At 59.7% G+C, this 24058-nt stretch carries 27 protein-coding genes; 26 read left to right on the top strand and 1 reads right to left on the bottom strand.

The features are described from left to right. The first annotated feature begins 208 nt into the window (after window positions 1-208). From rluC to sppA, 3 genes are read left to right on the top strand one after another with little or no spacing between them, the layout of a single operon-like run. Window positions 209-1168: a 23S rRNA pseudouridine(955/2504/2580) synthase RluC gene (rluC, locus tag ACZZZ4_RS01320; RefSeq protein WP_415761807.1), complete on the top strand. Its 960-nt coding sequence runs from the start codon at window positions 209-211 to the stop codon at window positions 1166-1168. Beyond that, window positions 1155-1817 carry an HAD-IA family hydrolase gene (locus ACZZZ4_RS01315; RefSeq protein WP_083352208.1) on the top strand — a complete coding sequence of 221 codons (663 nt, stop codon included), beginning with the start codon at window positions 1155-1157 and terminating at the stop codon, window positions 1815-1817. Before rluC ends, ACZZZ4_RS01315 begins: the two co-directional genes overlap by 14 nt. Window positions 1818-1841: 24 nt before the next feature. Continuing rightward, window positions 1842-2831, top strand: coding sequence for a signal peptide peptidase SppA (gene sppA, locus ACZZZ4_RS01310; protein ID WP_039760176.1), 990 nt, complete (start codon window positions 1842-1844; stop codon window positions 2829-2831). Between the two features lie 86 nt (window positions 2832-2917). Here sppA and ACZZZ4_RS01305 read toward each other — a convergent pair whose 3' ends face one another. Beyond that, window positions 2918-3496, bottom strand: a complete 579-nt coding sequence (locus tag ACZZZ4_RS01305; protein WP_463547084.1) for a Maf family protein — start codon at window positions 3494-3496, stop codon at window positions 2918-2920. Between the two features lie 105 nt (window positions 3497-3601). On the opposite strand from ACZZZ4_RS01305, the gene ACZZZ4_RS01300 reads away from it, so the two are divergent. The 23 genes from ACZZZ4_RS01300 to araH all read left to right on the top strand — a co-directional run bounded on the left by ACZZZ4_RS01300 (window position 3602) and on the right by araH (window position 23970). Further along, window positions 3602-4129: a YceD family protein gene (locus ACZZZ4_RS01300; protein ID WP_003204262.1), complete on the top strand. Its 528-nt coding sequence runs from the start codon at window positions 3602-3604 to the stop codon at window positions 4127-4129. Window positions 4130-4142: 13 nt separating this feature from the next. Next, window positions 4143-4325 carry a 50S ribosomal protein L32 gene (gene rpmF, locus ACZZZ4_RS01295; RefSeq protein WP_003179396.1) on the top strand — a complete coding sequence of 61 codons (183 nt, stop codon included), beginning with the start codon at window positions 4143-4145 and terminating at the stop codon, window positions 4323-4325. Window positions 4326-4329: 4 nt separating this feature from the next. Further along, complete coding sequence (plsX, locus tag ACZZZ4_RS01290; protein WP_264083031.1) at window positions 4330-5340, top strand: phosphate acyltransferase PlsX; 1011 nt, start codon at window positions 4330-4332, stop codon at window positions 5338-5340. A 123-nt stretch (window positions 5341-5463) separates the two neighbouring features. Then, complete coding sequence (gene fabD / locus ACZZZ4_RS01285) at window positions 5464-6402, top strand: ACP S-malonyltransferase (protein WP_463547083.1); 939 nt, start codon at window positions 5464-5466, stop codon at window positions 6400-6402. Between the two features lie 16 nt (window positions 6403-6418). After that, window positions 6419-7162: a 3-oxoacyl-ACP reductase FabG gene (gene fabG / locus ACZZZ4_RS01280; protein ID WP_016770989.1), complete on the top strand. Its 744-nt coding sequence runs from the start codon at window positions 6419-6421 to the stop codon at window positions 7160-7162. Window positions 7163-7358: 196 nt separating this feature from the next. Continuing rightward, entirely contained in the window at window positions 7359-7595 is a 237-nt protein-coding gene (gene acpP / locus ACZZZ4_RS01275; protein ID WP_003175607.1) for an acyl carrier protein, read from the top strand. A 108-nt stretch (window positions 7596-7703) separates the two neighbouring features. Beyond that, entirely contained in the window at window positions 7704-8948 is a 1245-nt protein-coding gene (fabF, locus tag ACZZZ4_RS01270; protein WP_038860467.1) for a beta-ketoacyl-ACP synthase II, read from the top strand. Further along, the gene (pabC, locus tag ACZZZ4_RS01265) at window positions 8948-9763 is read left to right on the top strand and encodes an aminodeoxychorismate lyase (protein WP_463547082.1); all 816 of its coding nucleotides are present in this window, start codon (window positions 8948-8950) and stop codon (window positions 9761-9763) included. Before fabF ends, pabC begins: the two co-directional genes overlap by 1 nt. Before the next feature lie 3 nt (window positions 9764-9766). After that, window positions 9767-10948 (top strand): endolytic transglycosylase MltG, encoded by a 1182-nt coding sequence (mltG, locus tag ACZZZ4_RS01260; protein WP_463547081.1) that lies wholly within the window; start codon window positions 9767-9769, stop codon window positions 10946-10948. A gap of 19 nt (window positions 10949-10967) precedes the next feature. After that, window positions 10968-11600 carry a dTMP kinase gene (tmk, locus tag ACZZZ4_RS01255; RefSeq protein WP_039760153.1) on the top strand — a complete coding sequence of 211 codons (633 nt, stop codon included), beginning with the start codon at window positions 10968-10970 and terminating at the stop codon, window positions 11598-11600. Further along, on the top strand, window positions 11593-12576 hold the full coding sequence (locus ACZZZ4_RS01250) for a DNA polymerase III subunit delta' (protein WP_463538577.1): 984 nt from the start codon (window positions 11593-11595) through the stop codon (window positions 12574-12576). The genes tmk and ACZZZ4_RS01250 overlap by 8 nt, the downstream gene beginning before the upstream one ends. Window positions 12577-12618: 42 nt before the next feature. Next, complete coding sequence (locus ACZZZ4_RS01245) at window positions 12619-12975, top strand: PilZ domain-containing protein (protein ID WP_016770983.1); 357 nt, start codon at window positions 12619-12621, stop codon at window positions 12973-12975. A 15-nt stretch (window positions 12976-12990) separates the two neighbouring features. Further along, a complete protein-coding gene (locus ACZZZ4_RS01240; protein ID WP_463538576.1) occupies window positions 12991-13782 on the top strand; it encodes a TatD family hydrolase in 792 nt (263 codons plus the stop codon). 349 nt (window positions 13783-14131) lie between these two features. Next, the gene (locus ACZZZ4_RS01235; RefSeq protein WP_016770981.1) at window positions 14132-14770 is read left to right on the top strand and encodes a TetR/AcrR family transcriptional regulator; all 639 of its coding nucleotides are present in this window, start codon (window positions 14132-14134) and stop codon (window positions 14768-14770) included. Between the two features lie 138 nt (window positions 14771-14908). Then, complete coding sequence (locus tag ACZZZ4_RS01230; protein WP_076563802.1) at window positions 14909-15877, top strand: GTP 3',8-cyclase MoaA; 969 nt, start codon at window positions 14909-14911, stop codon at window positions 15875-15877. A gap of 181 nt (window positions 15878-16058) precedes the next feature. Beyond that, entirely contained in the window at window positions 16059-16664 is a 606-nt protein-coding gene (locus ACZZZ4_RS01225; RefSeq protein WP_463547080.1) for a DUF4823 domain-containing protein, read from the top strand. Between the two features lie 14 nt (window positions 16665-16678). Next, the gene (locus ACZZZ4_RS01220; protein WP_463547079.1) at window positions 16679-17239 is read left to right on the top strand and encodes a DUF1285 domain-containing protein; all 561 of its coding nucleotides are present in this window, start codon (window positions 16679-16681) and stop codon (window positions 17237-17239) included. 192 nt (window positions 17240-17431) lie between these two features. Continuing rightward, the gene (locus ACZZZ4_RS01215) at window positions 17432-18148 is read left to right on the top strand and encodes a FadR/GntR family transcriptional regulator (protein ID WP_039760144.1); all 717 of its coding nucleotides are present in this window, start codon (window positions 17432-17434) and stop codon (window positions 18146-18148) included. Window positions 18149-18282: 134 nt separating this feature from the next. Beyond that, complete coding sequence (locus ACZZZ4_RS01210; RefSeq protein ID WP_463547078.1) at window positions 18283-19158, top strand: SMP-30/gluconolactonase/LRE family protein; 876 nt, start codon at window positions 18283-18285, stop codon at window positions 19156-19158. Between the two features lie 270 nt (window positions 19159-19428). After that, window positions 19429-20247: an SDR family oxidoreductase gene (locus tag ACZZZ4_RS01205; protein WP_463547077.1), complete on the top strand. Its 819-nt coding sequence runs from the start codon at window positions 19429-19431 to the stop codon at window positions 20245-20247. A gap of 136 nt (window positions 20248-20383) precedes the next feature. Further along, window positions 20384-21388, top strand: a complete 1005-nt coding sequence (locus ACZZZ4_RS01200) for a substrate-binding domain-containing protein (protein ID WP_016770973.1) — start codon at window positions 20384-20386, stop codon at window positions 21386-21388. Window positions 21389-21441: 53 nt separating this feature from the next. Continuing rightward, window positions 21442-22989, top strand: a complete 1548-nt coding sequence (gene araG / locus ACZZZ4_RS01195; protein ID WP_236168407.1) for an L-arabinose ABC transporter ATP-binding protein AraG — start codon at window positions 21442-21444, stop codon at window positions 22987-22989. Window positions 22990-23001: 12 nt separating this feature from the next. Further along, the gene (gene araH, locus ACZZZ4_RS01190) at window positions 23002-23970 is read left to right on the top strand and encodes an L-arabinose ABC transporter permease AraH (protein WP_463547076.1); all 969 of its coding nucleotides are present in this window, start codon (window positions 23002-23004) and stop codon (window positions 23968-23970) included. The last annotated feature ends 88 nt before the right edge of the window (window positions 23971-24058 follow it).

The raw sequence follows: 24058 nt of genomic DNA, 5'->3' as shown, positions 1-24058 counted from the left end.
CTCATGTCACCTGCGCTCGTTACAACCGCAAACTCCACCGTTACGTAGCGAAAGCCCCGTAGGACGGCCTCGCGCCCTGGTGAATTGCGTTGGTCAGGGCCGGTCTTTGACCGTGGTTCCGCTGTCCAGGCCGCTTTTGGCGGCGTTCGCGACTATAGCAGCAATGATTAAGTGCTTCAATTCCATAAAAATTGTTATCATCCGCGGCATGACAACTACTGCCCCTTCGACTCCAGGCGTTCAACTGCTTGAAGTCTCGCCGGAGTATGCCGGCCAACGAATCGACAACTTTCTCCTCGCCCGGCTCAAAGGCGTGCCCAAGACCTTGATTTACCGCATTTTGCGCAAAGGCGAAGTGCGCGTGAACAAAGGTCGGATCAAGCCCGAATACAAGCTGCAGGCCGGCGATATCGTGCGCGTGCCGCCGGTTCGCGTGCCTGAGCGTGACGAGCCGGTGCCGCTGGCCCAGGGGCTGTTGCAGCGCCTGGAAGCCTCGATCGTCTTCGAAGACAAAGCCCTGATCGTGATCAACAAGCCCGCCGGCATTGCGGTTCATGGCGGCAGCGGGCTGAACTTCGGCGTGATCGAAGCCTTTCGTCAGTTGCGTCCCGATGCCAAGGAGTTGGAGCTGGTTCACCGTCTCGACCGTGACACCTCCGGACTGCTGATGATCGCCAAGAAGCGCAGCATGTTGCGTCACCTGCACGAGCAGTTGCGCGGCGATGGCGTCGACAAGCGTTACATGGCACTGGTCCGTGGCAACTGGGCAACCTCGATCAAGCAGGTTCGCGCACCGTTGCTCAAGAGCAATCTGCGTTCCGGCGAGCGCATGGTCGAAGTCAACGATGAAGGCAAAGAAGCCCTGACGATGTTCAAGGTGCTGCGCCGTTTCGGTGATTTTGCCACCATGGTCGAAGCTAAGCCGGTTACCGGTCGTACCCACCAGATTCGCGTGCACACGCTGCATGCTGGCCATTGCATTGCCGGTGACAGCAAGTATGGCGACGAGGATTTCACCAAGGAAATCCGTGATCTGGGCGGTAAGCGCCTGTTCCTGCACGCTTACATGCTGACCGTGCCGCTGCCCGACGGCGGCAAGCTGAATCTGCAAGCGCCTGTCGATGAAATGTGGGCCAAAACCGTGGAGCGATTGAGTGCGCCCATCTGATTACAAACTGCTGATTTTCGACTGGGACGGCACCCTCGCCGATTCCATCCATCGCATCGTCGAGGCCATGCACTCGGCCTCCGGGCGTTCCGGTTTCGAGTTGCGCGATGACTTCGCCGTCAAAGGCATCATCGGTCTCGGCTTGCCGGAAGCGATTCGCACGCTATACCCCGAGATCAGCGACGCAGAATTGCTCGCGTTTCGCGAGTATTACGCCGATCACTACATCGCTGCCGAAGCTGTGCCTTCGCCGCTGTTCGAGGGCGTGGTCGAGTCGATGGCATCGTTTCGCGAGCAGGGTTATCACTTGGCGGTTGCGACGGGCAAGAACCGGCGCGGACTGGATCGTGTGCTCAAGGCCAACGGATGGGAAGATTATTTCGATATCACCCGCGCGGCCGATGAAACTGCCAGCAAGCCGCACCCTCTGATGCTTGAGCAGATTGTCAGCCACTGCGGCGTACGCCCGGAGCAGGCGTTGATGGTCGGTGATTCGTCGTTCGATCTGCTGATGGCGCGCAACGCGGGGATGGATTCGGTGGCGGTCAGTTATGGCGCACAATCGATCGAGTCCCTGCAACAGTTCGAGCCGCGCCTGTCGATTGACCGTTTTTCTGAATTGCACGCCTGGCTGGGTCAGCGGGCTTAACAGGTTTTTGTTGGGGTGGATGGCATGACCGACGAATGGAAAGCACCGGACAAGGCAAGTGCCGCCGACGGTGACGCGAAAAGCTGGAAGCTGTTGGAAAAGACTTTGCTGGCCGGTGTACAGGAACAACGCCGTTCGCGGCGCTGGGGGATTTTCTTCAAGCTGCTGACGTTTGTTTATCTGTTTGTTGCGCTGCTGCTGTTCACGCCGCTGATGGACATGGAAAAAAGCGCCACCCGCGGCCCGAACTACACGGCGTTGATCGAGATCGACGGCGTCATTGCCGACAAGGAGCCAGCCAGCGCCGACAATATCGTTGGCAGCTTGCGCGCGGCGTTCGAAGACAAGAAGGTCAAGGGCGTGGTCCTGCGCATCAACAGTCCGGGCGGCAGTCCGGTGCAGTCTGGCTATGTCTATGACGAGATCAAGCGTCTGCGAGCTTTGCACCCGGAGATCAAGCTCTACGCAGTGATTTCCGATCTGGGTGCTTCGGGCGCCTATTACATCGCCAGCGCGGCGGATCAGATCTACGCCGACAAGGCCAGTCTGGTCGGCTCAATCGGCGTGACAGCAGCGGGTTACGGTTTTGTCGGCACCATGGAAAAACTCGGGGTTGAGCGTCGCACCTACACCTCGGGCGAGCACAAGGCATTCCTTGATCCGTTCCAGCCGCAAAAGCCTGAAGAAACCGCATTCTGGCAAAGCGTGCTCGACACCACGCACAAGCAGTTCATCAACAGCGTCAAGCAGGGTCGTGGCGATCGCCTGAAGGACAAGGAGCATCCAGAGCTGTTTTCCGGACTGGTCTGGTCGGGTGAGCAGGCGCTGCCGCTGGGCCTGATCGATGGCTTGGGCAGTGCCAGTTCGGTGGCGCGTGATGTGATTGGCGAGAAGGAGTTGGTGGACTTCACCGTGCAGGAATCGCCGTTTGATCGCTTCTCGAAAAAGCTCGGCGCCAGCGTGGCCGAGCAGTTGGCGATGTGGATGGGGTTCCACGGGCCGTCGTTGCGGTAAGACGTTTCAAGGTCGAAAGATCGCAGTCGGCGGCAACTCTTGCACGGATCGGTGTAGGAACTGCCGAAGGCTGCGATCTTTTGCTTTTAAGGGATTTGCACGCCTTCGACCAATAACATATCGATCAGGCGAATCAGCGGCAGGCCGATCAGGCTGGTAGCATCCGGGCCTTCGGTCGATTGAAACAGGCTCACGCCCAGTCCTTCGGCCTTGAAGCTGCCGGCGCAGTCGTACGGTTGCTCGATGCGCAGGTAGCGTTCGATGCGCGCCTGATCCAGCTGACGCATGTGCACGGTAAACGGCACGCAGTCGACCTGGCATTGCCCGGTCTGGCTGTTGAGCAGTGCCAGGCCGGTCAGGAAGGTCACGCTCGCGCCGCTGGCCGCCATCAATTGCGCGCGGGCCTTTTCGAAGGTGTGCGGCTTGCCAATGATCTGTTCGCCCAGGACGGCGACCTGATCCGAGCCAATGATCAGATGAGCAGGGTGGCTGTCCGCCAGGGCGCGGGCTTTTTCTTCAGCGAGACGTTTGACCAGATCGATCGCGGATTCGCCCGGGCGGTGACTTTCGTCGATGTCCGGCGAGCCGCAGACGAACGGCAAGTGCAGGCGGGCGAGCAATTCGCGGCGATAAGTCGAGCTTGAAGCGAGTAATAAAGGCAGCATGGACGTCTCCTGAGGCAGGTACGGATTCTAGCGGAGGCGCGCAAGTGACGGACAGGGCACAATTTCCTTTGACATGGGTGGGTGCATCCCTATAATGCTGCGCCTATGTTGAATGACCCGATTCCACCTCACGTTGACCCGCGCAAATTGGCTGACCGTGGCACCACCCTTCAAGGTGAACTGCTGCTGGCCGATTTGAAGAGACTCTGCGACCCGCTTTCCGACGATGTCGGTACGGTGCAGGCCAAATTCGTTTTTGAACGAGATGAACGTAAGTCTGTGGTCATCCACAGCTTTATCGACACCGAAGTCAAAATGGTTTGCCAGCGTTGTCTTGAGCTGGTCACCCTGCCGATCCACAGCGAATGCAGTTACGCGGTGGTGAAGGAGGGTGCGAATACCCAGTCGTTGCCGAAAGGTTATGACGTGCTGGAACTGGGCGAAGATCCATTGGATCTGCAGTCACTGATCGAGGAGGAGCTTCTGCTCGCCTTGCCCATTGTGCCTGCTCATCATCCGGAAGAATGCCAGCAGCCGGCGGGAGCAGATGAGCCCGAACCGAGCGAGGACGAGGTAACGCGGTCCAACCCGTTCAGTGTATTGGCGCAGTTAAAGCGTGACCCAAACGTTTAGGAGTTAATCAATTATGGCTGTTCAGCAGAACAAAAAATCCCGCTCTGCCCGTGACATGCGCCGTTCGCACGACGCTCTCGAGGCTAGCACCCTGTCTGTAGAAAAAACCACTGGTGAAGTTCACCTGCGTCACCACGTATCGCCAGAAGGCGTATACCGTGGCCGTAAAGTGATCGACAAGGGCGCTGACGAGTAATCACTTGTCTGCTCAAGTCATCGCGATTGACGCAATGGGCGGGGACTTCGGTCCCCGCAGCATTGTTCAGGCCAGTCTCGCTTGCCTGTCTGCTACGCCCTCGCTGCACCTGACCCTCGTCGGTCAACCCTCCCTTCTTGAAGAATTGATCCACGGCCAGTCGGCTGCTGATCGCGCGCGCCTGACGATTGTTGCGGCCAGCGAAGTCATCACCATGGACGAAAAACCTGCCCAGGCCCTGCGTGGCAAGCCGGATTCGTCGATGCGTGTCGCCCTAGAACTGCTGCGCGATGGCAAGGTGCAAGCCTGTGTCAGTGCCGGCAATACCGGTGCGTTGATGGCCTTGTCGCGATTCGTGCTCAAGACGCTGCCCGGCATTGATCGTCCGGCCATGGTCGCGGCGATTCCGACGCAGACCGGTTATTGCCAGCTGCTCGATCTGGGCGCCAACGTCGATTGCAGCGCCGAGCATCTGTTGCAGTTTGCTGTGATGGGTTCGGTGGCCGCGCAGACCTTGGGTATCGCCCGTCCGCGTGTAGCACTGCTGAACATCGGCACCGAAGACATCAAGGGCAATCAGCAGGTCAAACTGGCCGCAACACTGTTGCAGGCGGCACGCGGGATCAACTACATCGGTTTTATCGAAGGCGACGGCTTGTATCGCGGTGAGGCCGACGTGGTGGTGTGTGACGGCTTCGTCGGCAACATCCTGCTGAAATCCAGCGAAGGTCTGGCGACGATGATTGCTGCGCGCATCGAGGCCTTGTTCAAGAAAAACATGGCCTCTCGTGCGGTCGGCGCTCTCGCGCTGCCGTTGATGAAGCGTCTGCAGGCCGACCTGGCCCCGGCGCGACATAATGGCGCAAGCTTTCTCGGCTTGCAGGGCATCGTTGTGAAAAGCCACGGATCGGCCGGGGTGCAGGGCTTTCAGAGTGCCATTCAACGGGCGCTGATCGAGATTCAGGAGAACCTGCCCGAGCGTCTCCACGGTCGTCTGGAGGAACTGTTGTCTTAGGCGTTTTCGTCGGACAATGCTTAAATGTGACCGCCCGGTTCAAAGGGCCATCCAAACTGTCAGTTTCTGGCGTCCCCAACGGGGCGTTATTTTCCGACGACAAGATCATTAGGGGCTTGTTACATGTCTGCTTCCCTCGCATTCGTCTTTCCAGGACAGGGTTCGCAGTCCCTCGGCATGCTGGCCGAGCTGGGCGCGCAACATCCGCTGATCCTCGAAACCTTTCAAGAAGCCTCTGCTGTGCTGGGCTACGACCTGTGGGCACTGACCCAACAGGGCCCGGAAGAGCTGCTCAACCAAACCGATAAAACCCAACCGGCCATTCTGACCGCTTCGATCGCCCTGTGGCGTCTGTGGCTGGCCGAAGGCGGCGTGCGTCCGGCATTCGTCGCCGGCCATAGCCTGGGTGAATACAGTGCGCTGGTTGCCGCCGGCAGCCTGAGCCTGGCTGACGCGGTCAAGCTCGTTGAGCGCCGTGGTCAGTTGATGCAGGAAGCGGTGCCGGCCGGGCAGGGCGGCATGGCCGCGATCCTCGGCCTGGAAGATGCCGACGTGCTGGCTGCCTGCGCCGAAGCGGCGCAAGGTGAAGTCGTCAGCGCGGTGAATTTCAACTCACCGGGCCAAGTGGTGATCGCCGGTGCCAAGGCAGCCGTCGAGCGCGCCATCGAAGGCTGCAAGGCCCGTGGTGCCAAACGCGCCATGCCGTTGCCAGTGAGCGTGCCGTCGCACTGCGAGCTGATGCGTCCGGCTGCCGAGCGTTTCGCCGAATCCATCGCCGCCATCGACTGGCAGACGCCGCAGATTCCGGTTGTGCAGAACGTCAGCGCGCAAGTGCCGGCCGATCTGGAAACCCTCAAGCGCGATCTGCTTGAACAGCTCTACAAGCCAGTGCGCTGGGTTGAATCGGTGCAGACCCTGGCCGCCAAGGGCGCGACCAATCTGGTCGAATGCGGCCCGGGCAAAGTCCTCGCTGGCCTGAACAAGCGTTGCGCCGAAGGCGTTTCGACTTCCAACCTCAATACCCCAGACGCCTTCGCTGCCGCTCGCGCAGCGCAGGCCTGAATCAGGAGAAACTTGCATGAGTCTGCAAGGTAAAGTTGCACTGGTCACCGGTGCAAGCCGCGGTATCGGCCAGGCCATCGCGCTGGAATTGGGTCGTCAGGGCGCCATTGTTGTCGGCACCGCGACCTCCGCATCGGGCGCCGAGCGCATTGCCGCGACCCTGAAGGAAAACGGTATCCAGGGCGCCGGTTTCGAACTCAATGTCACCAGCGACGAATCGGTCAGCGCCGTACTGGCTGGCATTCAGGAGCAGTTCGGTGCGCCGGTAGCGATTCTGGTCAACAATGCCGGTATCACCCGCGATAACCTGATGATGCGCATGAAAGACGACGAGTGGTACGACGTGATCGATACCAACCTGAACAGTCTGTATCGCCTGTCCAAGGGCGTTCTGCGTGGCATGACCAAGGCGCGTTGGGGCCGAATTATCAGTATTGGCTCGGTGGTGGGTGCCATGGGCAACGCCGGCCAAGTAAACTATGCAGCCGCCAAGGCCGGTCTGGAAGGTTTCAGCCGGGCGATGGCGCGTGAAGTCGGTTCGCGTTCGATTACGGTCAACTCGGTAACCCCAGGGTTCATCGACACCGATATGACCCGCGAACTGCCTGAAGCACAGCGTGAAGCCTTGCAGACGCAGATTCCGCTGGGTCGTCTGGGACAAGCTCAAGAGATCGCGTCCGTGGTCGCTTTTCTTGCATCTGACGGTGCGGCATACGTTACCGGGGCTACAATCCCGGTGAACGGTGGGATGTACATGTAAGTAAAATGTGACGGATTGCTTCAAAAAAATGTCATACGAGCTGTCTAAAATCCGTTATAAAGCTGCAATCTATTTATAGGCAGATGGCCGCAGGGTTTGAGGAGTGAAGCTTTCAGTTGAAAAACTGAAAAGGCTTTCTATACACTTACCCACTGGCCAGCTGCCTGAATTTGTCCATTAGGAGTGAAAACAAGGTATGAGCACCATCGAAGAGCGCGTCAAGAAAATCGTTGCCGAGCAACTGGGTGTTAAAGAAGAAGAAGTGGTCAACACCGCTTCCTTCGTAGAAGACCTGGGTGCCGACTCCCTTGACACCGTTGAGCTGGTGATGGCTCTGGAAGAGGAATTCGAGACCGAAATCCCTGACGAAGAAGCTGAAAAGATCACTACTGTACAAGCTGCAATCGACTACGTTACCAGCCACCAGGCGTAATAGTTTGTAATCGTTGCTTGCTGTCATGGAAAAACCGCACTGCCATCATGGCGTGCGGTTTTTTCTTTAGGCCTGATGCAAAGTCGTCATTTGAAAAAGGAGAGTGCTGTGTCGCGTAGACGCGTCGTAGTCACCGGTATGGGTATGTTGTCGCCACTGGGCACGGATGTGCCGAGCAGTTGGCAGGGCATTCTGGCTGGCCGCAGTGGCATTGGTCTGATCGAACACACCGACCTTTCTGCCTATTCGACTCGCTTCGGCGGCTCGGTCAAAGGCTTCAATGTCGAGGAATACCTGTCGGTCAAGGAAGCGCGCAAGCTCGACCTGTTCATTCAGTACGGCCTCGCCGCAGGCTTTCAAGCCGTGCGCAACGCTGGTCTGGAAGTCACCGATGCCAACCGTGAACGCATTGGCGTGGCCATGGGTTCGGGGATTGGCGGTCTGACCAACATCGAAGAGACCAGCCGCACCCTGCACGAGACCGGTCCGCGTCGGATCTCGCCGTTCTTTGTGCCTGGCTCGATCATCAATATGATTTCCGGCTTCCTGTCGATCCATCTGGGCGCACAGGGACCCAACTACGCCATCGCCACCGCATGCACCACCGGTACGCACTGCATCGGCATGGCGGCGCGCAACATCATGTACGACGAAGCCGACGTGATGATTGCCGGCGGTGCGGAAATGGCCGCCTGCGGTCTGGGTATGGGCGGCTTCGGCGCATCCCGTGCGCTGTCGACGCGCAACGACGAGCCGACCCGTGCCAGCCGTCCATGGGACAAGGGCCGTGACGGCTTTGTTCTGTCCGACGGTGCCGGTGCGCTGGTTCTCGAAGAGCTCGAACACGCCAAGGCCCGTGGTGCGACGATCTACGCCGAGCTGATCGGTTTCGGCACCAGCGGCGATGCGTTCCACATGACCTCGCCACCCGCCGACGGCGCCGGTGCCGCGCGCTGCATCACCAATGCGTTGCGCGACGCGAAGATCAATGTCGATCAAGTGCAGTACATCAACGCCCACGGCACCTCGACGCCGGCCGGCGACCTTGCCGAAGCCAACGCGATCAAGTCGGTGTTCGGCGATCACGCCTACAAGCTGGCGGTCAGCTCGACCAAGTCGATGACCGGCCACCTGTTGGGTGCGGCGGGCGCGGTTGAGGCGATCTTTAGCGTGCTGGCAATCAACAGCCAGGTGGCGCCGCCGACCATCAACCTCGATGAGCCGGACGAAGGCTGCGATCTCGATTTCGTCGCGCACACCGCGCGCAACATGGACATCGATGTCGTGCTGTCCAACTCCTTCGGTTTTGGCGGCACCAACGGCACCTTGGCGTTCCGTCGGTTCGCCGGCTGATGGACAGCTGGGTCGACGGTCAACCGGCTGACGCGCTGTCGCTGAAAGATCGCGGCCTGGCTTACGGCGATGGTCTGTTCGAGACCATTGCCGTGCGCAGTGGACAGCCGGTCCTGCTGGATCGGCACCTGGCGCGTCTGGCTGATGGCTGCGTGCGTCTGGCCATCGCGACCGATCTCGAGCTGATTCGCCATGAGCTGCTCAGCTATGCGGCAGCGCTGGGCGAGGGCGTGCTCAAGCTCATCCTCACTCGTGGCGACGGTTTGCGCGGTTATGCGCCCGATCCTGCGGCGCAGGCCCGACGCATTCTGCAAGGCAACCCGCCGGCGGCTTATCCCGCTGCCCATGCCGAGCACGGCATCCGCCTGTATCCCTGCAACACGCGTTTATCTACGCAGCCGTTGTTGGCCGGATTGAAACATTTGAATCGACTGGAACAGGTGCTCGCCCGCGCCGAATGGCAGGACAGCGATCATGCCGAAGGCTTGATGCTTGATCAGGCCGGGCGCGTCGTCGAAGGCGTGTTCAGCAATGTTTTCCTGGTGCGCGACGGTGGCTTGATCACGCCCGACTTGAAGCGCTGCGGCGTCGCTGGGGTGATGCGCGCGGAAATTTTGTTTCAGGCCGAGTCGCTGGCCATCCCCACGCAAATCGCCGATATCAGCCTCGAACAGCTGCAATGGGCTGATGAAGTGTTTGTCTGCAACAGCGTTTATGGCGTCTGGCCGGTACGCGCCTGTGCTGCACTGAGCTGGCCGGTTGGCCCGCTCACCCGTAAACTGCAAACCATTGCCCGCGCGCTACTGGATGCCTGATTCGTGAGACGTAAACTTTTGCTGCTGCTGGAAACCGGACTGGTTCTGGCAGGGCTGCTGTTGGGCGCCAGCGCCTGGAAAATTCATTCGGCGCTGGAACAGCCCCTGAACATCCCGCAGGAACAACTGCTGGATGTGCCGAAAGGCTCTACCCCGACCCGTACCTTCCTTGAACTCGAAACCGATGGCGTCATCAAGGACGCGTTCTGGCTGCGCGTCTACTGGCGCTTCAATCTTGCCGGCACACCGATTCACAGCGGCGAGTACCGCATGCAGCCCGGCATGACCGTCAACGGTCTGATCGATTCGTGGAAGCGCGGCGACGTGGTTCAGTACAGCCTGACCCTGGTCGAAGGCTGGACTTTCCATCAGGTGCGCGCCGCCCTGGCCAAGGACGACAAGCTCGAGCAGACACTCAATGGTCTGAGCGACAGCGACGTCATGGCGAAAATTGGACACAAAGGCTTGTTCCCTGAAGGCCGGTTCTTCCCGGACACCTATCGCTTCGTGCGCGGCATGTCCGATGCCGAGTTGCTGAAAAAGGCGTTTGATCGACTTGACGAGGTGCTCGCCAAAGAGTGGGCGCAGCGTTCTGCCGATGTGCCTTACAGCGAACCTTATCAAGCGCTGATCATGGCCTCGCTGGTCGAGAAAGAGACCGGTGTTCCGCAGGAGCGCGGGCAGATTGCTGGAGTGTTCGTACGGCGCATGGCGCTGGGCATGCAGTTGCAGACCGACCCGACGGTGATTTATGGCCTCGGCGACCGCTACACCGGCAAACTGACCCGCGCGCATCTGAAAGAGCCAACGCCCTATAACACTTATGTGATTCCCGGCTTGCCGCCGACGCCGATTGCGATGGTCGGGCGCGAAGCGATTCATGCTGCGCTCAATCCGGTGGAAGGCAGCAGCCTGTATTTCGTCGCCCGTGGCGATGGCAGCCATGTGTTTTCCGATGATCTGGATGCACACAACAACGCGGTGCGCGAATACCAGCTCAAGCGCCGTGCCGATTACCGTTCCAGCCCGGCACCAGTAACCGCGCCGGCCACCGATGAGGCGATTCCAGCGGCCTCGCCGAACACCGCGCCCGAGGTGCTGCCCGAAGTGCCATCGAAAGCGCCGCCGCAAGATCCGGCGCCAGCCCAAGAACCGGACCCCGCTGCACCACAGAACGCGCAATGACTTTGATGAAGGACTGCCTGTGACTGGCTTGTTTATTACCCTGGAAGGCCCGGAAGGCGCGGGCAAGAGCACCAATCGCGAATACCTCGCCGAGCGCCTGCGCGCCGCCGGTATCGAAGTGCTGCTTACCCGTGAGCCAGGCGGTACGCCGCTGGCCGAGCGGATTCGCGACGTGTTGCTGACCCCGGCCGACGAAGTGATGCACCCGGACGCCGAGCTGTTGCTGGTGTTCGCCGCCCGCGCGCAGCATCTGGCTGAGGTGATTCGCCCGGCGCTCGCTCGTGGCGCGGTGGTGTTGTGTGATCGCTTCACTGATTCGACGTACGCCTATCAGGGCGGCGGTCGTGGTTTGTCGCTGGAACGCATCGCCACCCTGGAAACGTTCGTGCAGGGCGACTTGCGGCCCGATCTGACCTTGATTTTCGACCTGCCCGTGGAAATCGGTCTGGCCCGCGCCAGTGCCCGTGGTCGACTGGACCGTTTCGAATTGGAAGGCCGGGCCTTTTTCGAGGCTGTGCGCAATGCGTTTCTGAAGCGCGCCGAAGCCGATCCTTCGCGCTATGTGCGCATTGATGCCGGTCAGCCACTGGCCAAGGTTCAACAATCGCTGGATACCCTGATTCCGAACTTGTTGGAGCTGGCCCGTGGCTGAGGCCTATCCATGGCAGGACAGTCTCTGGCAGCAACTGGCCGGACGCAGTCAGCATGCCCATGCGTATCTGCTGCACGGTCCGGCCGGGATCGGCAAGCGCGCACTCGCTGAACGCTTGATGGCCAGCCTGCTGTGTCAGCGCCCTGCGCCTGAGGCGTGCGGCGAGTGCAAATCCTGTCTGCTGCTCAAGGCCGGCAGTCATCCGGACAATTACATTCTGGAGCCGGAAGAGGCGGACAAGGCGATCAAGGTCGATCAGGTTCGTGATCTGGTCAGTTTCGTCGTGCAGACCGCGCAGCTTGGCGGGCGCAAAGTGGTGCTGATCGAGCCGGTCGAGTCGATGAACATCAACGCTGCCAACGCCTTGCTCAAAAGTCTTGAAGAACCGTCCGGCGATACGGTTCTGCTATTGGTCAGCCACCAGCCGAGCCGTTTGTTGCCAACCATCAAGAGCCGTTGCGTGCAGCAGGCCTGTCCGCTGCCGGGCGAAGCAATGAGTCTGCAATGGCTGGAGCAAGCGTTGCCGGAATGTTCCGAAGAGGAGCGCGTCGAACTGCTGACGCTGGCCGCCGGTTCGCCGTTGATGGCGGTCAGCCTGCAATCCCAGGGTGTACGTGAACAGCGCGCGCAAGTGGTCGAAGGCGTGAAGAAGCTGCTCAAGGGCCAGCAATCGCCGACGCAACTGGCGGAAGAGTGGAAAAGCATTCCGATGCTGCGTCTGTTCGACTGGTTCTGCGACTGGTCGAGCCTGATCCTGCGCTATCAACTGACTCAGGACGAAGCGGGCCTCGGCCTGGCCGATATGCGCAAGGTTGTGCAATACCTGGCGCAGAAAAGTGCGCAGGGCAAAGTGCTGGATATTCAGGACTGGATTCTCGCCCAACGGCAGAAAGTGTTGAGCAAGGCCAACCTCAATCCGGCCCTGTTGCTGGAAGCATTGTTGGTGCAATGGGTGGGATTGCCTGGTCAAAGATAAGAATGTGTACCTAGACTCTGAAGATCAGCAGTGGAGGTGAACATGATTGAGCCTGTCAGCCCGGGGCCACGTAACGGCATCTTGTCCCTGACCATCAAGGACAAGTCGGTGCTTTACGCCGCCTACATGCCGTTCATCAAGAATGGTGGTCTGTTCATCCCGACCAACAAAAGCTACCGGTTGGGCGACGAGGTGTTCATGCTGTTGCACCTGATGGATGAAGCGGAAAAAATTCCCGTCGCCGGCAAAGTCGCCTGGATCACCCCCAAAGGTGCACAAGGCAATCGCGCCGCCGGTGTCGGCGTGCAGTTCAACGACGGCGACGACACTGCGCGCAGTCGCATCGAAACTCATCTGGCCGGAGCGCTGAAATCCGACCGTCCCACTCATACGATGTAAGTTGCAGTCCCTTTTATGCTCGTAGATTCCCATTGTCACCTTGATCGTCTCGACCTCGCCGCCCATGACGGCTCGCTGGATGCCGCACTCGCTGCGGCCCGCGAGCGTGGGGTCGGACACTTTCTGTGCATCGGCGTCAGCGCCGACAACGCCGCCGACGTCAAAGCCCTCGCTGAACGTTATGACGATGTCGATTGTTCGGTCGGTGTGCATCCGCTGGATGTGCAGCCGGGCGCGGCGCCAGCGCTGGACTGGCTGCTGCACGAACTCAATCACCCGAAAGTGGTGGCGATCGGCGAAACCGGCCTCGATTATCACTACGAGCCGGAGGCCGCCGAGCTGCAGCAGGAATCGTTTCGCCTGCACCTGCAAGCGGCGCAGCAGACCGGCAAACCGGTGATCATCCACACCCGTGGCGCCCGTGCCGACACCCTCGAACTGCTGCGCGAAGCGGCGTTGCCACAGGCCGGTGTGTTGCATTGCTTCACTGAAGACTGGGACATGGCCAAAGCGGCGCTGGACATGGGCTATTACATTTCCCTGTCGGGCATCGTCACGTTCCGCAATGCCGACGCCTTGCGTGACGTGGCGAGCAAAGTGCCGGCCGATCGCCTGCTGGTGGAAACCGACTCGCCGTACCTGGCGCCGATCCCGTATCGCGGCAAGCCGAACCTGCCGCAATACGTGCGCGAAGTCGCGGAATTTCTGGCGATGTTGCGCGGTGAAAACTACGAGCGCTTTGCCGAGCAGACCACAGAGAACTTCAAGCGTCTGTTCCCGCTGGCGAGTGTTAAATCTGCCCCGTGACCGCTGGTCAAATCGCAGGCAAAAAAACCCGGGTTCTGGGGGTGAATCCGGGTTAAGACCATTAGGAGTAAAACAAAGGCACGCGGTCCGTTGGTACCTTTACCGGCGCGACACTTGGGGGAGATGTCGCCCGACAGTTCAAGTATTGATCAGTCTGGCGCGCAGTCCAGTGAGCCGGTCGGGATTTTTAAACAAATTTGGAATACGTTCGCTTCAATTGAGTTCTCATTGCACTCCAATCGTTCTCGAAATGAACAAGAAACACAGATTTGGTCGATGAACCGTGCTTTTTTGCGCAAGTTAGGCATAATACGCGGCTTCGAATTTTGACCCTTCAGACCTTTTTCTTATGCATAAAGAACCTCGTAAGGTCCGTGAATTTCGTCGCCGCGAGCAGGAAATTCTCGATACCGCGCTCAAGCTGTTCCTCGACCAAGGTGAAGACAGTGTCACCGTCGAGATGATTGCTGATGCCGTGGGTATCGGCAAAGGCACGATCTACAAGCACTTCAAATCCAAGGCCGAGATCTACTTGCGCCTGATGCTCGACTACGAGCGCGATCTGAACGAGCTGCTGCATTCCGCTGATGTCGACAAGGACAAGGAAGCACTGTCCCGCGCCTACTTCGAATTCCGCATGCGCGACCCGCAGCGCTATCGCCTGTTCGACCGCCTCGAAGAGAAAGTGGTCAAGGGCAATCAGGTGCCGGAGATGGTCGAGGAGCTGCACAAGATCCGTGCCTCGAACTTCGAACGCCTGACCCTGCTGATCAAGGGTCGCATCAGCGAAGGCAAGCTCGAAGACGTGCCGCCGTACTTCCACTACTGCGCATCCTGGGCGCTGGTGCACGGCGCGGTGGCGCTGTATCACTCGCCATTCTGGAGCAATGTGCTGGAAGATCAGGAAGGCTTCTTCCAGTTCCTGATGGACATCGGCGTGCGCATGGGCAACAAGCGCAAGCGCGACCCGGAAACGCCGAGCACATAAGCCATTCAGCGGGCTGATTGCGCCGTGTTTTCGCAACATGGCGCAATAGCACAGGAATATACTCAGGCATAGGGCTTGCTAAAACCTGATTTCTCAGTCAAGTTTTGCTCGCTCGATTTTCTTTCGCCGGAGTGTTTCATGATCGTTGACCGTCAAGGCAGGCGTTTTCGCAATCTGCGCATCAGCCTGACCTCTGCCTGCAATTACGCCTGTACCTACTGCGTGCCCAACGGCAAGCGGTTGGTCGCTGCGCAGGATGAACTGTCGGCCGAAGCCATGGCGCGCGGCGTCGAATACCTGATTGAAGCGGCCGGCATCGAGCGCCTGCGCATCACCGGCGGCGAGCCACTGGTCAGCCCCAAACTCGAATCGTTCATGACTGCCGTCGGCCAGATGGGCCTCGACGACATCAGCCTGACCACCAACGGTCAACTCCTCGCGAAAAAACTGCCGCTGCTGGTCGATGCCGGTCTGCGCCGGATCAACGTTTCCCTCGATACCCTTGATGCCGCTGCTTTTCGCAGCATCGCCCGTGGCGGCGATCTGGCCAGCGTGCTCGATGGCATGGATCAGGCTGCCGCCGCCGGGATGAAGATCAAGGTCAACATGGTGCCGTTGCGCGGGCAAAACCTCGATCAGGTCATGCCGTTGCTTGATTACTGTCTGGAACGCGGCTTCGAACTGCGCTTCATCGAGCTGATGCGCATGGGCCACCTGGCCAAGGATTCCAATGCCTTCCTGCAGCAGTTCGTCAGCCTTGAGCAGTTGCTCGGCCTGATTGGCGAGCGCTATGAATACGCCCAGACCGACGCACCGGTGGACGCCACGGCTGTGCGCTATGCGATTCCCGGTCGCGGCAATTTCGGGGTGATCGCCAACGAAAGCGTGCCGTTCTGCCGCACCTGTTCGCGCTTGCGCCTGTCGTCGACCGGTTGGCTGCATGGCTGCCTGTCGTCGAGCAACCGCCACTATGTCGGCGATCTGCTCGACAAGCCGCGTCATCAGGCGTTGCCGGCGCTGCAACGTTTGCTGGTCAAGGCGTTGGGTGACAAGCAGGAGGTGGCGTTCTCCGGTGGTGCGACCGTCATGAAGATCATTGGCGGCTGATTAACCGCCTTCGCGCGCAGGTCGAATCGTCGCACCGTCGCTCCCACATTTGGATTGCATTTCAATTGTGGGAGCGAGCCTGCTCGCGAATGCCTCTATCACTGAATTTGCCGAGCTGGCGCAAAAGCTGCATCCAACGGCCATTCGCCGGTTTTCCGACACCGGCTTCTGGAGGAATAGGATGCGTAGCCTGGTTTTGCTGCTGGCCGTTTTGGCGCTTGGCGGCTGCATGAATGTCAGCGATATGGCCGAAGGCACTCGCTATCACATGAGCGATGCGGGGCTTCTGGACCACAGCGACAGCCGCCGGGTGAGCAATATCCGCATTCAGCCGGACTCGTTCATCTTCATCGCCCAGGGCGCGTTCGCGCCGCCGGGTGGTTCCTATCCACGGCCGAACGTGGTCGCCGAAGAAGCCTTCAAGGGCTTTGTCGAATATTTCCCGATGGTCCGCCGCGCCCGTGCGCCGGAAGGCCTCGATCAAGCCATGGGCGAAGCCCGTGATGCCGGCGCGCATTACCTGCTCTACACACGTTTCGCCAAGGCTGACGACCGCATCGGCAACTCCGACGAGTGGCTGGATCAAGAGGCGGTGGATCGCCTCGGTATCGACGGCGGCGTGATTCAGATCATGTTGATCGAGACCAGCACCCAGTATTTGATTGATACTGCACGGATCAAGAGTCGTGGCGGTTTACTGACGTTCCATGACTCCAAACCCGAAGACCTCATCGGTCCGCCGCTGGCGCAGTACGCACGCAGCCTGCTGGGGATCGGCGACCAGTAATCAAGGAGTACGCCATGAGTGACCCGCAAACAGCCAATGACCTGCTGGGGCAGATCCCCAAGACCAAAGGCCTGCCACCGGTGCATTTGTGGAACCCGGATTTCTGCGGCGACATCGACATGCGCATCGCCCGTGACGGCACCTGGTATTACCTGGGCACACCGATCGGGCGCAAGCCGATGGTCAAACTGTTCTCCACCATCATCCGCCGCGACGGCGATGATTACTTCCTGATCACCCCGGTCGAGAAGGTCGGGATCAAGGTCGATGACGCGCCGTTTGTGGCGGTTGCGGTGGAAGTGGAGAGCGAGGGCGAGGCGCAGGTTTTGCGTTTTACCAGCAACGTCGAGGAAACCATCGAGGCGGGAGCGGATCATCCGATCCGTGTCGAGATCGATCCTGAGACCCAAGAGCCTGCGCCTTATGTGCATGTGCGCAGCAACCTTGAAGCGCTGATTCACCGCAATGTGTTTTACCAGTTGGTGGAATTGGCGGTGAGCCGCGAGATCGATGGTCAGCGCTGGTTGGGCGTGTGGAGTGGCGGCGAGTTCTTCCGCATCGGCCTGGAACCTTAAAACACATCACCTTCGTGGGAGCGAGCCTGCTCGCGAATGCGCTGTATCAGTCGCTAGCAATGTTGACTGACACGACGCTTTCGCGAGCAGGCTCGCTCCCACAATGGTTTGTGCAAGCTGAAAAAATCCGATTGACTGTTATTCGTATGATGATTAGCGTAGGCACCCATCGCGATTCGCCTTGAGGTGTACATGTCCAGCAGCTTTCATGCGTCGACCGTTGACTGGCTGGGCAGTTGGATTGCTGCCGGTCAGGTCAAGCCGGGGCAGACCATCAAGGTCGAGGCGGATCTGGGCGAACAGCTTGGCGTCAGCCGCACGGTGATTCGCGAAGCCATCAAAACCCTCGTCGCCAAAGGCATGCTCGAAGTCGGGCCGAAGGTTGGCACGCGGGTATTGCCGGTCCGGCGCTGGAATCTGTTCGATCCGCAAGTGGTCGGTTGGCTATCGCGCAACGGCTTGCCGGAAAACTTCGTCGATGACCTGCTGGATTTGCGCCGCACCATTGAGCCGATGGCGGTGCGCTGGGCCTGTGAGCGGGCGACGCCGGAGCAGATCGAAGCGGTGCAACTGGCCTTCAACGCACTGGAACGTGCCGTCGACAGCGGCATCGACTACAACCGTGCCGACCAGGCCTTCCACGAATGCATCCTGGCCGCCAGCCATAATCAGTTCATCGAACAAATGGTCCCGGCCCTTGGCGCGTTGCTGGCGGTGTCGTTCGAAGTCTCCGCTGCCGACCCGGATGAACTGCGCCGCACCTTGCCGATCCATAAAGACATGGCCGACGCCATCGCCGCGCGCGATTCGACCCGTGGCGTGTGGGCATGCATGACCTTGATCGACAACGCCGATCTGGCGATAAAACGTTTTTACCCGAAAGTCATGGCCGACCGAAAAGCCAGCTGAACACCGAGATCCCCTGAAGGAGTGAGCCTGCTCGCGATAGCGGTGCATCAGACGACATCATTGGCACTGAACCACCGCTATCACGAGCAGGCTCACTTCTACAATGCGCACAACAAGAACCTGAAGGATTCCAGATGACCTGCACCGCCCTGACCCAACACCGCGCGCAACTCGGCGAAGGCCCGTTCTGGGATGCGCCGACCCAGGCGTTGTACTGGGTGGATATCGCTGGCAAACAAGCATTGCGCCTGATTGGTCAGAATGTGCAGATCTGGCAGATGCCTGAGCACATTTCTGCCTTCATTCCCTGCGCCAGCGGAGATGCGTTGGTCACGCTGAGCAGCGGTGTCTATCGACTGGATCTCGATTCACCGGGCCTCGAGCCACGGTTGACGCTGTTCTGCGTCGCCGACCCGCAACCGGGCAACCGCCCCAACGAAGCCCGTTGCGATGCCTTGGGCCGGTTGTGGTTGGGCACCATGCAAAACAACATCGGCGAGCATGGCGAGGATCTGCCGCTGGTGCGCCGTTCCGGTGGCCTGTTCCGTATCGATCCCGATCAACGCGTGACACCGCTGCTGCTCGGTCTGGGCATCCCCAACACTTTGTTGTGGAGCGATGACGGCACCACGCTGCTGTTTGGTGAAAGTCTCGACAGCACGCTCAATCGATATTTCATCCGCACCGACGGCAGTCTCGATACGCCGCAGGTGTTTTACTCGTCCGATCAGAATGGCGGCCCCGATGGCTCGGCGATGGACGCCGAAGGCTACGTGTGGAATGCACGCTGGGACGGCAGTTGCCTGTTGCGCCTGACGCCGGACGGGAAGGTGGATCGCAAAATCGATTTGCCGGTCAGTCGCCCGACCAGTTGCGTGTTCGGTGGCGAAGATCTGAAAACCCTGTTCGTCACCAGCGCCAAGAGTCCGCTGAACCATCCACTGGATGGTGCGGTGCTGAGCATGCGCGTTGATGTTGCAGGAAAACTCTGTACGCGTTTTGCTGGATAAATCCCAAAATATGGGATGCAAAATTATATATTGAGATTATTTGGCGGTCGGGTTTATAGTCGGCTCCAGCAGTAACACGCACTCACACTTAAAAAGAACAAAACAGGTGAAGTGATGCAGCGAATTCTTGTCGCCCGCGCAAGCGGGATCCGCCTTTCGCCAAGGCTCAATGCCGTCGGCGACGCTTGCCTGTCTGTTTTTCCGAGCCGTCAGAACCGGACATCCACCGATGTCCGGTTTTTTTGCGCCTGCGTGCAGGAGGCTTGAGACATGGCTGAAGCGCTGACATTGCCGGCAGTGCCGGCCCCGCCGAAAGGCGAGCGCCTGAAAAACAAGGTCGTGCTGTTGACCGGGGCCGCTCAGGGCATCGGCGAAGCCATCGTCGCCGCCTTCGCCTCGCAGCAAGCCAGATTACTCATCAGCGACATCCAGGCCGACAAGGTCGAGCAGGTCGCCGCTCACTGGCGGGATCAGGGCCATGACGTGCAAGCGCTCAAGGCTGACGTGTCGAATCAGCAGGATCTGCACGCCCTGGCCCGACGCGCGGTGGAACTGCATGGCCGCATCGATGTGCTGGTCAACTGCGCCGGGGTCAATGTGTTTCGCGATCCTTTGCAGATGACCGAAGAGGATTGGCACCGCTGCTTCGCCATCGATCTGGACGGCGCCTGGTATGGCTGCAAAGCGGTGCTGCCGCAGATGATCGAGCAGGGCGTCGGCAGCATTATCAACATCGCCTCGACTCATTCCAGCCACATCATTCCCGGCTGCTTTCCGTACCCGGTGGCCAAGCATGGCTTGCTCGGCCTGACCCGCGCACTCGGCATCGAATACGCGGCCAAAGGCATTCGCGTCAACGCCATCGCGCCGGGCTACATCGAAACGCAGCTGAACGTCGATTACTGGAACGGCTTTGCCGATCCCCACGCCGAGCGGCAGCGCGCCTTTGATCTGCATCCGCCCAAGCGCATCGGCCAGCCGATCGAAGTGGCAATGACCGCAGTGTTTCTGGCCAGTGATGAAGCACCGTTTATCAACGCTTCGTGCATCACCATCGATGGTGGTCGTTCGGTGATGTACCACGACTGAATAAAACGAATTTCCAGCGCTGAACTACGCTTGAAATCCAATCATCATACGATATGACTATTTTCAACCAGCTTCACTAAGAACACGCTTCAACGCTTTTCAAACCTTGCTCAAAAAAATAACAAGGAGTCATCTGATGAAACGTCGTTTCGGGATTCGTACCCTGTGCAGCACTGCCCTGGCGGTCACTGCGTTCAGCCTGAGCAGCGCGCTGCTCGCCGCCGACGCGGTGAAGATCGGTTTTCTGGTCAAGCAGGCCGAAGAACCGTGGTTCCAGACCGAATGGGCTTTTGCCGAAAAAGCTGCCAAGGACAAAGGCTTTGAACTGATCAAGATCGCTGTGCCGGATGGCGAGAAGACCCTCTCGGCGATCGACAGCCTGGCCGCCAACGGCGCCAAGGGCTTCGTGATCTGCCCGCCGGACGTGTCCCTCGGCCCGGCCATCATGGCCAAAGCCAAGATCAACGACCTGAAAGTGATTGCCGTCGACGACCGTTTTGTCGACGCCAATGGCAAGTTCATGGAAGACGTGCCGTACCTGGGCATGGCCGCGTTCGAAGTCGGTCAGAAACAGGGCGCCGCCATGGCTGCCGAAGCGAAGAAGCGTAACTGGGACTGGAAAGACACCTACGCGGTGGTCAACACCTACAACGAACTCGACACCGGCAAGAAGCGCACCGACGGTTCGGTCGATGCCCTGAAGAAGGCCGGCATGCCGGAGGACCACATCCTCTTCGCCGCACTGAAAACCCTCGACGTACCGGGCAGCATGGACGCCACCAACTCGGCGCTGGTGAAACTGCCGAGCGCGGCGAAAAACCTGATCATCGGCGGCATGAACGACAACACCGTGCTCGGCGGCGTGCGCGCCACCGAAGCGGCCGGTTTTGCCGCAAGCAACGTGATCGGCATCGGCATCAACGGCACCGACGCCATCGGCGAGTTGAAAAAGCCTAACAGCGGCTTCTTCGGTTCGATGCTGCCTAGCCCGCACATCGAAGGCTACAAGACCGCCGAGATGATGTACGAGTGGATCACCGCCGGCAAAGAGCCGCCGAAGTACACCGCCATGGATGACGTCACCCTGATCACCCGCGAAAACTTCAAGCAAGAGCTGGAAAAAATCGGCTTGTGGAACTGAGGCAGCGACGGCCCGGGCAGCCGGGCCGTTTTTCGGTGTGAAGAGGTGGCTTTATGCACGCGCAAGTACAGACACAAGAACAACATGGCGCCAGCGGCAGCCTGCGCTTCAACGGGATCGGCAAGACCTTTCCCGGCGTGAAAGCGCTCGACGGCATCAGCTTCGTCGCCCACCCCGGCCAGGTTCATGCCTTGATGGGCGAGAACGGCGCGGGCAAATCGACCCTGCTGAAAATCCTCGGTGGCGCCTACATTCCGAGCAGCGGCGAGCTGCAGATCGGCGAGCAGGCGATGGCGTTCAAGTCCACTGCCGACAGCATCGGCAGCGGCGTTGCGGTGATTCACCAGGAACTGCATCTGGTTCCGGAAATGACCGTTGCCGAAAACCTGTTTCTCGGCCATCTGCCGGCCAGTTTCGGCTTGATCAATCGCGGTGAGCTGCGCCAGAAAGCCTTGAATTGCCTGAAAGGCCTGGCCGACGAAATCGATCCGCAAACCAAGGTCGGGCGCTTGTCGCTGGGTCAGCGGCAATTGGTGGAAATCGCCAAGGCGCTGTCGCGCGGCGCCCACGTCATCGCTTTCGACGAACCGACCAGTAGCCTCTCGGCGCGCGAGATCGATCGCTTGATGGCGATCATCGGTCGCCTGCGCGACGAAGGCAAAGTGGTGCTCTACGTGTCCCATCGCATGGAAGAAGTCTTCCGTATCTGCGACGCCGTCACCGTGTTCAAGGACGGCCGCTACGTGCGCACCTTCGATGACATGAGTCAGTTGACCCACGATCAACTGGTGACCTGCATGGTTGGTCGCGACATTCAGGACATCTACGATTACCGCCATCGCCCGCGTGGCGCCGTGGCGTTGAAAGTCGACGGCCTGCTCGGTCCGGGCTTGCGCGAGCCGATCAGTTTCGAAGCGCACAAAGGCGAAATCCTAGGCCTGTTCGGACTGGTCGGGGCAGGGCGCACCGAGCTGTTCCGCCTGCTCAGTGGGCTGGAGCGCAACACCGCCGGACGCCTCGAACTGCGCGGTCATGAGCTGAAACTGCGCTCGCCGCGTGACGCGATTGCTGCCGGCATTCTGCTCTGCCCGGAAGATCGCAAGAAGGAAGGCATCATCCCCTTGGCCAGCGTCGCCGAGAACATCAACATCAGTGCCCGTGGTGCGCATTCCGGGCTCGGCTGCCTGATTCGCGGTTTGTGGGAAAAGGGTAACGCCGACAAGCAGATCAAAGCCCTGAAAGTGAAAACCCCGCACGCCGGCCAGCAGATCAAATTTCTCTCCGGCGGCAATCAACAGAAGGCCATCCTCGGCCGCTGGCTGTCGATGCCGATGAAAGTCCTGCTGCTCGACGAACCGACCCGAGGCATCGACATCGGCGCCAAGGCCGAGATCTACCAGATCATCCATAACCTCGCCGCTGACGGTATTTCGGTGATCGTGGTGTCCAGCGACCTGATGGAAGTGATGGGTATTTCCGACCGCATCCTGGTGCTGTGCGAGGGCGCCCTGCGCGGCGAAGTCAGCCGCGACCAGGCCAATGAATCCAACCTGCTGCAACTGGCTTTGCCACGCCACCGCGCTGACGGCGTGGCGAACTGAGAGGTGACTATGATGACAACCCAAAACGAAACCCTGCCCAAAGAGCGCAAACCGCTGGACATGCGGCGCTTCCTCGACGACTGGGTCATGCTGCTGGCGGCCGTGGGCATTTTTGTCGCCTGCACGTTGCTGATCGACAACTTCCTTTCGCCGCTGAACATGCGTGGCCTGGGCCTGGCGATTTCCACCACCGGTATCGCCGCGTGCACCATGCTTTATTGCCTGGCATCCGGGCACTTCGACCTCTCGGTCGGTTCGGTGATCGCCTGTGCCGGCGTCGTCGCGGCGGTGGTGATGCGCGACACCAACAGCGTGTTCCTTGGGGTCAGCGCGGCATTGGTGATGGGCCTGATCGTTGGTTTGATCAACGGCATCGTGATTGCCAAATTGCGCGTCAATGCCTTGATCACGACGCTGGCGACCATGCAGATCGTGCGCGGCCTGGCCTATATTTTTGCCAACGGTAAAGCGGTCGGTGTGTCGCAGGAGTCGTTCTTCGTCTTCGGTAACGGCCAGCTGTTCGGTGTGCCGGTGCCGATCCTGATCACCATTGTCTGCTTCCTGTTTTTCGGCTGGCTGCTGAACTACACCACCTATGGGCGCAACACCATGGCCATCGGTGGCAATCAGGAAGCGGCGCTGCTGGCGGGCGTCAACGTTGACCGGACCAAGATCATCATCTTCGCCGTGCACGGTGTGATCGGTGCGCTGGCGGGTGTGATTCTGGCGTCGCGGATGACTTCCGGGCAGCCGATGATTGGTCAGGGTTTTGAACTGACGGTGATTTCTGCCTGCGTATTGGGCGGGGTTTCGCTGAGTGGCGGTATCGGCATGATCCGCCATGTGATTGCCGGGGTGTTGATTCTGGCGATCATCGAGAATGCGATGAACCTGAAGAACATCGATACGTTTTATCAGTATATGATTCGTGGTTCGATTCTGTTGCTGGCCGTGGTCATCGACCGCTTGAAACAGCGCTGACACAAGCACTTCCCTGTGGGAGCGAGCCTGCTCGCGAAGGCATTGGCACATCCAGCACTGATGTGTCAGGGATCCCGCCTTCGCGCGC

The sequence above is a fragment of the Pseudomonas sp. AC252 genome (assembly GCF_979258105.1).
Note: the sequence above shows the minus strand (reverse complement) of the source record. Positions and strands in the feature narration are given on the sequence as shown.